The sequence below is a fragment of the Tardiphaga sp. genome, from assembly GCF_044340795.1.
In the GTDB taxonomy this organism is placed as follows: Bacteria; Pseudomonadota; Alphaproteobacteria; order Rhizobiales; family Xanthobacteraceae; genus Tardiphaga.
Genome location: NZ_JBIISY010000274.1, coordinates 1 through 7,560 on the forward strand (window position 1 = coordinate 1; position 7,560 = coordinate 7,560).

Annotated in this window: 8 protein-coding genes and 1 pseudogene; 3 read left to right on the plus strand and 6 right to left on the minus strand. The window is 62.3% G+C overall.

Annotated elements, in window-relative coordinates; translation table 11 throughout:
* Positions 1-132 precede the first annotated feature (132 nt).
* The 6 genes from ACIQ17_RS28415 to ACIQ17_RS28440 form a co-directional block, all read right to left on the minus strand.
* The gene (locus tag ACIQ17_RS28415; RefSeq protein WP_398472748.1) at positions 133-591 is read right to left on the minus strand and encodes a cupin domain-containing protein; all 459 of its coding nucleotides are present in this window, start codon (positions 589-591) and stop codon (positions 133-135) included.
* A 45-nt stretch (positions 592-636) separates the two neighbouring features.
* Entirely contained in the window at positions 637-1,335 is a 699-nt protein-coding gene (locus ACIQ17_RS28420; protein WP_398472749.1) for an ABC transporter ATP-binding protein, read from the minus strand.
* Positions 1,335-2,087, minus strand: a complete 753-nt coding sequence (locus ACIQ17_RS28425; RefSeq protein ID WP_398472750.1) for an ABC transporter ATP-binding protein — start codon at positions 2,085-2,087, stop codon at positions 1,335-1,337. Before ACIQ17_RS28425 ends, ACIQ17_RS28420 begins: the two co-directional genes overlap by 1 nt.
* An 8-nt stretch (positions 2,088-2,095) precedes the next feature.
* On the minus strand, positions 2,096-3,079 hold the full coding sequence (locus ACIQ17_RS28430; protein WP_398472751.1) for a branched-chain amino acid ABC transporter permease: 984 nt from the start codon (positions 3,077-3,079) through the stop codon (positions 2,096-2,098).
* Positions 3,080-3,091: 12 nt separating this feature from the next.
* Complete coding sequence (locus ACIQ17_RS28435) at positions 3,092-4,012, minus strand: branched-chain amino acid ABC transporter permease (RefSeq protein WP_398472752.1); 921 nt, start codon at positions 4,010-4,012, stop codon at positions 3,092-3,094.
* A 188-nt stretch (positions 4,013-4,200) separates the two neighbouring features.
* On the minus strand, positions 4,201-5,373 hold the full coding sequence (locus ACIQ17_RS28440) for an ABC transporter substrate-binding protein (RefSeq protein ID WP_398472754.1): 1,173 nt from the start codon (positions 5,371-5,373) through the stop codon (positions 4,201-4,203).
* Between the two features lie 348 nt (positions 5,374-5,721).
* Between ACIQ17_RS28440 and ACIQ17_RS28445 the strand changes: the two genes are divergently transcribed.
* From ACIQ17_RS28445 to ACIQ17_RS28455, 3 genes and pseudogenes are all read left to right on the plus strand, one after another.
* Positions 5,722-6,225 (plus strand): MarR family winged helix-turn-helix transcriptional regulator, encoded by a 504-nt coding sequence (locus ACIQ17_RS28445; protein ID WP_398472756.1) that lies wholly within the window; start codon positions 5,722-5,724, stop codon positions 6,223-6,225.
* Complete coding sequence (locus ACIQ17_RS28450) at positions 6,222-7,052, plus strand: alpha/beta hydrolase (protein ID WP_398472758.1); 831 nt, start codon at positions 6,222-6,224, stop codon at positions 7,050-7,052. Before ACIQ17_RS28445 ends, ACIQ17_RS28450 begins: the two co-directional genes overlap by 4 nt.
* Before the next feature lie 286 nt (positions 7,053-7,338).
* A pseudogene (locus ACIQ17_RS28455) lies at positions 7,339-7,560 on the plus strand (2-aminobenzoate-CoA ligase); the annotation flags it as partial.

The following is a 7,560-nucleotide window of genomic DNA, read 5'->3' on the forward strand; positions in this document are numbered from 1 at the left end:
AGTCGAGACGGGTGGGGTGCTTCCCCACACTCCGACCTACCGTGCTGAGAGACCCCACCCCCGCCTATCGGCGGACCCTCCCCATTCGCTTCGCTCCGGGGAGGGAGATCACTTCCGCCTTCTTCTACTACCTCACGCCCCCGGAGGCGGCGGCAGGAAGTGGATGTTGTATTCCGCAGCCAGCGCCACCACGTCCTCGGGCTTCTGTTCCTTCATGTTGTGGATCGCCCAGAACAGGTCATAGAGCCGGCGGCTCGGCGACACCCAGAACAGCACTTTCGCATTCTGGTCCGACTTGTTGAAGATTCCGTGCGGAATGCCGCGCTCAAGGCGAACGAGATCGCCGGGCGTCGCCGAGGTCTCGTTGCCGCCCAGGAAAAAATCGAGCTTGCCTTCGAGGATGTAGAGATACTCATCCTGGTCCGGATGGATATGCGGCGGCACGAAGGTGCCGGGCGGGAAGGTGGCGTGCCACGAGAACGAATCCTCGGTGCAGTTCTTCGGCACATAGGTCTGGCCGAGGATGCTCCAGGTGATGCCCTGCATGCCCTCATTGGCACGGGTGATGCCGGCGGATTCGGTTTTTGTCATGCTCATTTCCTTTCATTCAAAAACGCAGAATGACGTTTGTGGTTATCAAACATGAAGAAACCGATCCTTCACCGTGGGATCGCTCTTCAATTGCTCGGACGTTCCGGTCCAGACGACTCGGCCTTTTTCGATCACAACATGACGATCCGCAAAGGCCGCGAGCGCATCGACATTCTTGTCGATCACCAGAATGGACTGCTTCTCCGCCTTGAGTTTCTTCAGGCAATTCCAGATCTCGAGCCGGATCAACGGCGCGAGGCCCTCGGTCGCTTCGTCGAGGATCAACAGTTTCGGATTGGTCATCAGCGCGCGGCCGACCGCCAGCATCTGCTGCTCGCCGCCCGACAGCTGCGTGCCGAGATTGTTGCGGCGTTCCTTCAGGCGCGGAAACAGGTCGTAGATTTTTTCCAGCGTCCAGCGTGCTGGCGGATGACGCACGGCGGCCGTGGCGATCAGGTTCTCCTCCACCGTCAGTGTCGGAAAGATCTGGCGGCCTTCGGGCACGAGGCCGATGCCGGCCTGCGCGATGCGATAGGAGGGCTGCCCGGCCATGGGCTTGTTGTCGAAGGTGATGGTGCCGCCGGTCGGATGCAGCAGGCCCATGATGGCGTTGATGGTGGTGGTCTTGCCCATGCCGTTGCGGCCGAGCAGGGTCACGACTTCGCCGGCATTGATATGCAGCGAGATATCGAACAGCACCTTTGCCGCGCCATAGGCGGCCTGCAGGTTTGATACGGCGAGCATCAGGCAGCCTCCTCGCCGAGATAGGCGGCGCGCACGTCCGCATTGTCGCGGATATCCTGCGGCTTGCCGCAGGCGATGATGCGGCCATAGACCAGCACCGAGACGCGATCGGCCAGCGCGAACACCGCATCCATGTCGTGCTCGATCAGGATGATCGGCAGCTCCTTGCGCAGCTCCTGCAGGATATTGATCAGCCGCTGCGATTCATCGTGGCTGGTGCCGGCGAGTGGCTCGTCGAGCAGCAACAGCTTTGGCTTTGCCGCGAGCGCGATGGCGATTTCCAGCTGCCGCTTCTCGCCATGGGACATCTGCCCGGCCGGCACGCGGGCCCGTGCGCCGAGGCCGAAGCGGGTCAGCAGCGCCATCGCGCTGTCATTCAGCGCGCGCTCGCCGGCGGCATTGCCGAGAAAGCGGAAGCTCGATCCGTCACGCGCCTGCGCGGCAAGCGCGACATTTTCCAGCGCCGAGAAGCGCGGCAGGATCGAGGTGATCTGGAACGAGCGCACGAGGCCACGCTGGGCGCGCGTCGCCATCGGCAGCGGCACCATGTCGTCGCCGTCGAAGATGATGCGGCCGGAGTCTGGCCGTGCGTGGCCGGAGATCTGGTGGATCAGCGTCGTCTTGCCGGCACCATTGGGGCCGATGATCGCATGCAGCTCCTGCGGCTGCACATCGAAGGTGACGTCATCGGTCACGCGCAGCGCGCCATAGTTCTTGGTGAGGTTCTGCAGCTGCAGGAGAGCGTTGCTCATGACATTGTTCATGGCTTGCCTCCGAACAGGCCGTTGATGCCGCCGCGGACGAACAGCACGATCAGGATCAGGATCGGGCCAAAGATCATCGCCCAGTGTTCGGTGTAATGCGACAGGATATCGGCCAGCAGCGTGAAGGCGGCAGCGCCGAGGATCGCGCCATGCAGCGAGCCAAGGCCGCCCAGCACGAGCACGAAGATCAGTTCGCCGGAGCGCTGCCACGCGGTGTAAGCGGGGCTGACGAATTCGGTCTGGTTGGCGAGCAGGAAACCGGACACGCCGGCGATCAGGCCCGCAATCACATAGGCGGTGAGCTGGTAGCGATAGGGCGCAAAGCCGATCGCCTCCATGCGCACCGGATTTTCGCGGATGCCACGCAGCACGCGGCCGAAGCGCGACGCGACCACGGCACGCAGCAGGATATAGGCACCGAGCAGCGTACCGAAGGCAACGTAATACATCGCCAGATCGTTCTTCAGGAATTTCGAACCGAAGAACGTGCTGCGTGCGGCAAGCGTCAGCCCGTCGTCGCCGCCATAGGCGGCCAGCGACGTGGTGAGGAAGAACAGCATCTGGCCGAAGGCCAGTGTGATCATGATGAAATAGACGCCCTTGGTGCGCAGCGAGATCGCGCCGGTGATCAATGCGAAAATGATCGACGTGGCGATCACGGCCGCGAGCTGGACAAAACCATCGGTGATGCCGTGGCTGGCCAGTATGGCGACGCTGTAGGCGCCGAGGCCGATGAAGGCGGCATGGCCGAAGGAGATCATCGCGCCATAGCCGATCAACAGATCGAGCGACATGGCGCCGAGCGCAAGGATCATGATGCGGGTGACGACGGCCAGCACATAGCTCTGCGGCCCCAGCAGCAGCGCCAGCGGCACGGCGGCGAAACACGCAAAGATCAGCACCGGCAGGATCAGCGCACGGCCGAGGCGCGGCGGGGTGGCGATGGCCGGGGCGGCGTCGGGATCGACGAGATTGTTCATCATGCGCTCCCGTTACTTCTTGGCCGGGAACAGGCCGGAGGGCCGGAAGAACAGCACGGCAGCCATCAAGATATAGATCAACATCGGCGCCACCGCACGGCCGGTCTGGCTCGCGGCGGAGGGATCGAGCAGCGCGCGCAAAAGCACCGGCGCGAAGAAGCGGCCGAGCGTATCGACGAGGCCGATCAGGAGCGCGGCGATGAAGGCGCCGCGGATCGAGCCGATGCCGCCGATCACGATGACCACGAAAGCGAGGATCAGCACATTGTCGCCCATGCCCGGCTCCACCGAGAGGATCGGTGCGATCATGGCGCCGGCAAAGCCGGCCAGCATGGCGCCGACGCCGAACACGATGGTGAACAGCAGGCGGATATTGATGCCGAGCGCGGAGACCATGGCGGCGTTGCTGGCACCGGCGCGGATCAGCATGCCGAGTTTTGTGCGGTTGACGACCACATAGAGCGCGATGCCGACAAGGATGCCGACGGCGATGATGACGAGGCGCCAGACCGGATAGAGCAGGCCATCGGTGATTTCGACGGCGCCGGACAGTGCATCGGGGATCGGCACGTTCAGCGGTGCGGCGCCCCAGACATATTTGACGGCCTGATTGAGGAAGATGATGACGCCGAAGGTCGCCAGCACCTGATCGAGGTGATCGCGATCATAGAGATGCCGGAAGATCAGCAACTCCAGCACCAGGCCGAAGACCAGCGCGGCGGGCAGCGCCAGCGCGAGGCCGGTGAAGAAGCTGCCGGTCATGGCGGTGAAGGCGGCGACGAAATAGGCGCCCACCATATACTGCACGCCATGGGCGAGATTGATGAAGTCCATCACGCCGAACACCAGCGTGAGGCCGGCGGCGATCAGGAACAGGATCAGCCCGAACTGCAGGCCGTTCAAAACCTGGACGAGGGCGAGGGTCAGGGTCATCTTGAAAGGATACTTACTGTTCGAGGCATTGCCGAAATGTGTCGTCCCGGCGTACGCCGGGACCCATACACGCCGTCGATCTGATCAAGACGCTATCGTCGTAGCTCAGCGTTTCAACCATTCCGTCGGAGGCTATGGGTCCCGGCTCCGCGCACAGCTCCGCTGTGCTAGGCCGGGACGACGAAGTGTTACTGCGCAGCGCAGTCCTTGGCGTAGCGATCGGCGTAGTTGGTGAACACCTTCTCCGCGATCTCGGTCTGGAACTTGCCGTCCGCCCGCTTGGCGACCTTGGTTAGGTAGAAATCCTGGATCGGATAGCCGTTATTGCTGAACTTGAAGCTGCCGCGGATCGAGGGGAAGTCGGCCTTCTTCAGCGCCGCTGCCACCTTGGTCTTGTCGGACAGATCACCCTTCAGCGACGAGACCGCGCTGTTGATCAGCAGCGCTGCGTCATAGGCCTGGAAGGCATAGGTCGCCGGCACGCTGTTATAGGCCTTCTCATATTCCGCCACGAACTTCTTGTTCGCCGCGTTGTCGAGGTTCGGCGCCCAGTTCGAGCCGCCGAACATGCCGATGGCCGCATCCTGCTGCGCCGGCAGCGTCGATTCATCGACGGTGAAGGTGGAGAGGAACGGGATGCGGTCGAGCAGGCCGGCCTGCTTGTACTGCTTGACGAGGTTCACGCCCATGCCGCCCGGCATGAAGGTGAGCACGGCGTCGGGCTTCATCGATGCGATCTTCGACAGCTCGGCCTGGAAGTCGAGCGTGCCGAGCGGCATGTAGCTTTCTTCGACGATCTCGCCCTTGAAGTCCATCTTCACGCCGGCGACGAAATCCTTGCCGGCCTGGTAGTTCGGCGTGATCAGATAGATCTTCTTGTAGCCGCGCTTTTGAGCCACGTTACCGAGGATCTGGTGGATCTGGTCGTTCTGATACGACGTCACATAGAAGTACGGATTGCACTCCTTGCCCGCATAGCTGGACGGGCCGGCATTCGGCGAGATCAGGAAGGTCTTGTTCTCGGTGACCGGCTTGTGGATCGCCTGCAGGATGTTAGAAAAAATGGGTCCGACCACGAAGTCGACCTTGTCGCGCTCGAGCAGGCCCTTGACCTTGGTGACGGCGACATCGGGCTTCAATTCGTCATCGATGACGATGACCTCGACATCCTTGCCGCCCATCTTGCCGCCGAGATCCTTGACGGCGAGGTTGAAGCCGTCGCGGGCCTGCTGGCCGAGTACGGCGCCGGCGCCCGACAGCGACACGATCACGCCGACCTTGATTTTCTCCTGCGCCAGCGCCGGCATGGCGGTCGCGCTCATCAATGCGGCAAACGCTGCCAGTTTGAGATGCTTCTTCATTAAACGTCCTCCTCCGATCGGCCCCGACAGGCGGCCGAATAAACGCGTCAACCCGATCAAGTTGTGTTCTTTTGCCCGCAGCTTAAGCTGAGCGCGGCAGCTGCCGCAAGCGAAGTCGCTCAGTCTTTGGGCGCAAGAACGCGGTGACCGGGACTATGCAAGGGGCAGGCCAATTTATTTGAAGCCTAAAGAAATGGGCCAGATCAATATCGGGGACAGGCTGCGGCGTTTTGGCTTGCGAACTTCCTGAAATTGCTTGAAGGTCAAAAGATCGCGGTTGCAGCATGACACTGTGGATGGACGGCGGCCTTGTCCGCTGCCGGATCGCCGGACTGGTAAGATTGCATCATGATTCTCGACTCCGAGACCAAGGCTGTCGAACTTCCCGAAGATCACGGCGATGAGCTGCGGCTCTGGCTGCGGCTTCTGACCTGCACGACCCTGATCGAGGGCGAGGTGCGCAGCCGCCTGCGCGAGCGCTTCGATGTCACGCTGCCGCGTTTCGACCTGATGGCGCAACTCGACAAGGTGCCCGACGGCATGACGCTGTCGGATGTCTCCAAGCGCATGATGGTGTCGAACGGCAACGTCACCGGCCTGGTCGAGCGCCTCGTTGAATCCGGCCACGTGGACCGCCGCACCTCGGAGACCGACCGCCGCGTCCAGGTGATCCGCCTCACAAAGCTCGGCCGCGCCGAATTTCGCCGGATGGCGGAGGAGCACGAAACCTGGATCGCCGAGATTTTTACCGATCTCACGCCAAAGGACGTGCGCGAGCTGATGCGTCTGCTCGCGAAGACAAAGGCCTCGGCCCAAAAGGCCGGGCAAAAGGCCAATAGCAAGACGCCATGACTTCTATTGATATGACTGCGATCGATCTCGAGGCTGAATACAACAACCGCGCCCGCGTGCCGGAAAGCGGCGAGCTGATTGCCGGCTGGGCGCGCGATGCGAAGGCATTTCGCGAACAGAATGGCGCGCCGCGCGTGCTGACCTATGGGGCAGGCGAGCGCAACAGGATCGACTATTTTGCAGCCGCCGACAAAGGCCCGATCGTGGTCTTCATCCATGGCGGTTACTGGCAGGCGCTCGATGCCTCCTTCTTCAGCCATCTGTCGCGCGGTCTCACCACGCATGGCATCAGCGTCGCGATGCCGAGCTATGATCTCTGCCCGCAGGTCTCGGTCGCCGATATCGTCGCGCAGATGCGTGCGGCGGTGCGCGAACTCGCAAAACTCGGCCGTCCGCTGGTGATCTCCGGCCATTCCGCCGGCGGCCATCTCGCCGCCTGCATGCTGGCGACCGACTGGACAGCGCTCGATCCCGCATTGCCGAAAGAGACGGTGAGGGCGGCCTACGCCATTTCGGGCCTGTTCGATCTGCCGCCGCTGGTGCCGACCTCGATCAACAAGGCGCTGCAGCTCGATGAGGTCAGCGCGCGCGCCGCCAGTCCCTTGTTCGGCCCGGTGCCGAGCCATGGCAGCCTCGATGCGGTGGTCGGTGGCGCGGAAAGTAACGAGTATTTCCGCCAGAGCCGAAGCATTGTCGAAGCCTGGGGTAAAGCCATTCCGACGCGCTATGACACGGTTCCGGGCGCCAATCATTTCACGGCGATCGCGCCGCTGGCTGATCCGGAATCGGCGATGGTGCTGCGGTTGAAAGATTTGGCCAAGGCGTAAGTCGTACTCGGTTTGTCATCGCCCGGCTTGACCGGGCGATCCAGTAGACACCGTTTGCAGTGATCAACCGCGCGGCCGCCGTGTACTGGACCACCCGCTTTCGCGGGTGGTGACAAGCAGTGGGGGCAGATGAAACTTGAGGCCATCTGCCCAAACTATCCGCGCAAAACGCCGCACTGCGCCAAAAATTTCACCGTGCCCCCAATTTCCGCCATTGCGCCGATATGTTTTAAGTCTAAAATGATTTCCAACGACGCCTCGACGCGTCCGGACGCAGGAGCATGTCATGGCCGCTGCCGATACACAGACGGGGAAGCGCTACACCGCGCATGTTGACACCTTCGCGTGGGACAACATGCCGCCGGCCGACCAGTTGCCGGAATTCACCTTCACGCGTCCCGAATTCCAATATCCCGAGCGCATCAATTGCGTGGTGCCGTTTCTCGACCGCTGGGTCGCGGAAGGGCGCGGCGATGCGATCTGCATGATCGGCCCGGATGCGAGCTAC

What these genes read in the sequence shown, in the direction of transcription:
- ACIQ17_RS28440 (WP_398472754.1), bottom strand. Translation starts at nt 5,373, where the DNA reads ATGAAGAAGCATCTCAAACTGGCAGCGTTTGCCGCATTGATGAGCGCG.
- ACIQ17_RS28430 (WP_398472751.1), bottom strand. Translation starts at nt 3,079, where the DNA reads ATGAACAATCTCGTCGATCCCGACGCCGCCCCGGCCATCGCCACCCCG.
- ACIQ17_RS28420 (WP_398472749.1), bottom strand. Translation starts at nt 1,335, where the DNA reads ATGCTCGCCGTATCAAACCTGCAGGCCGCCTATGGCGCGGCAAAGGTG.
- ACIQ17_RS28435 (WP_398472752.1), bottom strand. Translation starts at nt 4,012, where the DNA reads ATGACCCTGACCCTCGCCCTCGTCCAGGTTTTGAACGGCCTGCAGTTC.
- ACIQ17_RS28425 (WP_398472750.1), bottom strand. Translation starts at nt 2,087, where the DNA reads ATGAGCAACGCTCTCCTGCAGCTGCAGAACCTCACCAAGAACTATGGC.
- ACIQ17_RS28450 (WP_398472758.1), top strand. Translation starts at nt 6,222, where the DNA reads ATGACTTCTATTGATATGACTGCGATCGATCTCGAGGCTGAATACAAC.
- ACIQ17_RS28415 (WP_398472748.1), bottom strand. Translation starts at nt 591, where the DNA reads ATGACAAAAACCGAATCCGCCGGCATCACCCGTGCCAATGAGGGCATG.
- ACIQ17_RS28445 (WP_398472756.1), top strand. Translation starts at nt 5,722, where the DNA reads ATGATTCTCGACTCCGAGACCAAGGCTGTCGAACTTCCCGAAGATCAC.